This window comes from Microcoleus sp. (genome assembly GCF_049646505.1).
In the GTDB taxonomy this organism is placed as follows: Bacteria; Cyanobacteriota; Cyanobacteriia; order Cyanobacteriales; family Microcoleaceae; genus Microcoleus.
Window position 1 is genome coordinate 1 of record NZ_JBARVX010000380.1, and the last position, 2,959, is coordinate 2,959.

At 44.7% G+C, this 2,959-nt stretch carries 1 protein-coding gene; it reads left to right on the forward strand.

Features of this window, described 5'->3' with window-relative positions; genetic code table 11:
• The first annotated feature begins 236 nt into the window (after positions 1–236).
• A complete protein-coding gene (locus WBA89_RS19030; RefSeq protein ID WP_424408768.1) occupies positions 237–2,693 on the forward strand; it encodes an ATP-dependent helicase in 2,457 nt (818 codons plus the stop codon).
• The last annotated feature ends 266 nt before the right edge of the window (positions 2,694–2,959 follow it).

Here is a 2,959-nt window from a genome sequence, read left to right on the forward strand (position 1 = left end):
TTGTGCTGTTGTTGGGTTGGTTTGGGTGGGGCTGGTGCGGCGGGGAATAGGTTTTGAGGTGAGTTTTCATTGGGGGTTATTCGTGTAAAAACATTTGGGTATTGAATTTTATGCTGGTTTTAATTTAAGCTCGGATAGATGGTGTTAGTTTCGCCGATACCAAAATGGAAACGGTAGAGGTTGAAGATTTTTTGATTTTTAACCGCAGATGAACGCAGATAAACGCGGATGTAATAATGACTGATGAATTTGATTCTGATTTTAGCCGATCGACAATTCAGATCGATCGCCCCAACAGCGCTTTCTCCAAGTTAGAGCAGGCAGCCCTTTTGGACTCAGCTTGCGCTAAAATTCGTGAGAGCTTGCGTAAGGGGCAGCACGAGATGGCGGATTGGTTGGGCGGCCCCCTTGCGGTTTCAGCGGTTCCAGGGGCCGGGAAGTCTACAGGAATGGCTGCTGCGTCGGCAATTGCGATCGCCCGCCACCAGCTTCACAACCGCCGCCAGTTAATTGTCGTAACATTTACGCGATCGGCTGCTGCTAATATTAAAAGCAAAATTCGCCAAAGATTGGCAGAATTGTCTTTATATCGAGGCGGTTTTTCCGTCCACACTTTGCACGGTTTAGCGTTAAATATTGCACTGCGGCATCCCGACTTGTCAGGTTTAAACTTAGAAAATTCTACCTTAGTAACTCCGACTCAAAGTCATCGATTAATTCGCACTTGTGTAGAATTGTGGATTGCGGAAAATCCCCGCCGATATCAAATTTTGCTAGAAGGACAGCAATTTGATGGAGAAGAAACGGAGAGAGTGCGGCGACAATTGGCTTTACGGACGGAGATTTTGCCGCAGTTAGCTAAAACTGTGATTCACGAGGCAAAATCTTCGGGTTTGTTTCCCGAACAGTTGTTAGAAATGGGCGCTTTAGATTCAGACGACGCCTATGAAATTTTAGCCGTAGCTGGCGGTTTATATCAAAAATATCAGACTTTGTTGAGGAGTCGAGAATTTATCGATTACGACGAGATGATTTTAGCAGCTTTGCGGGTGTTGGACAATCCGGGAGCAAAGGCGATCGAGCAAAAGCAAGTATTTGCCGTTTTCGAGGACGAAGCCCAGGATTCAACACCTTTGCAGACTGAACTTTTGCAAAAATTGGCTCAAGATCCAGACAATCTTAACTCACCTCCCAATTTTATCAGAGTTGGCGATCCAAATCAAGCGATAAATTCTACATTCACTCCCGCAGATCCGATTTATTTTAACAAATTTTGTGACGAGTGCGAACTTCAAAATAAGTTAGCGACAATGGACGGCGCAGGGCGCAGCAGCCAGGTAATTATCGATGCAGCTAACTTTATGTTGCAATGGGTAAATCGCTCGGAATTAGCCGGAACCGAACAGCCTTTTCGCAACCAAATTATTCAAACAGTTCCCAGCGATGACCCCCAACAAAATGCCAATCCCGACCCCATTGGTCGCGGCTTAGAATTGTGCAATCCCAGGGATATTTACCATAGCGTTGAGTTAATTGGTAAGCGGGTAATTGAGTTAGTTGAGGAATTTTTACCTGCGGATTTTGAATGGGTAAACCCTGACCAAAATATCGAATCAGGCGGCGAAGTGAAGGATACAGAAAATCGCCCCAAATTGCCCTTAGAAAATCTCAAATCAATGGCAGTTTTGGTGCGGGAAAATAAACAGGGCAAGTTTATCAAAGAAGTTTTAGAAAATCCGCAAAAACACGGATTAAGCTTTGATTTGCGTAAATACGGGATTAAAATTGAGGATGTGGGAGAACGCGACAGACATTCTCAAGTACCTTGGGAAATCTTAACATTGCTGCAATTTCTCGATCGCCCGCACTCACCAGATTACCTGAAAGCAGCCTTAAAGATTTTGAGCGATCGGCAACTCATCCCCAAACAAGACTACAATGCTTTTGCAACTAGCCCCGAACAATTCCTGTACCCCGGCCCCCTAGACCCGCAACAGTCAGATCCCGTGCGTAAATGTCGCTATTTTTGCTGCGGTTTGCTGCAAGCTCGCTTAGAATTACCGCCCTACCAAATCATCTCATTTTTAGCCCTAGCGCTGCAATACGACCAAACAGAATTAGCCACGGCCGACAAATTAGCAGAACGAGTAGCAATCCAAACAGCCGGCAACAATTCAATGCAAAATATTTTAGAAGTGCTCGGCGAAATTGTTAGTTCCGAAAGATTTGAACCCGTGGATGCAGACGACAAAATAGAAGAACGCTACACCAGCAAAGGTCAACTAACAATTATTACCATGCACAAAGCAAAAGGATTAGATTGGGATTGCGTCTTCTTACCATTTTTGCACGAACAAACCATCCCCGGAAGTTTGCGAGTTTTGCCGCAAACTAGATTTCTAGGAGATTTCACCCTAGCCGAAGTAGCGAGAGCAAAAATTAGAGCTGATTTGCACGAAAAATATCCCTTACCAAATCTCGGTGAAGCGTGGGAACAAGCAGGTTATTTGAAAACAGCAGAAGAGTTTAGATTGCTTTACGTAGCGATGACTAGGGCAAAAAGTTTGCTGTGGATGGCTGCGGAAAATAAAGGGCCTTTTACTTGGAACAAACCGGAGAATTTGCAAACTCAAAAACCTTGTCCGGTGATGCCAGTTTTGAAACAGAGATTTCCGGGGAATGTGATGTTGTAAAAAATGCGATGAGTTACTATAATCTATTTATAAAACTCGCCCTCACCCCTCTTCTCTTCTCTTCCTCCGCGCCCTCTGCGCCCTCTGCGGTTAAAAAAAAAATTCATTCACAAATGAAATATAATTGCCCTAAAACTCACTGTCAGGAACCTCAGCCTAAAGGCGTGAGGCTTGAAAGAGAAATCTCAAAGCCGTCCTGACCAGCCTAAGTCTTAACTGACTACGTTTTTTGAGTCACGACACCCTGTGGATGCGAAGCTAGTCCC

Coding starts and splice junctions, on each gene's coding strand:
- WBA89_RS19030 (WP_424408768.1), top strand. CDS start 237: ATGACTGATGAATTTGATTCTGATTTTAGCCGATCGACAATTCAGATC.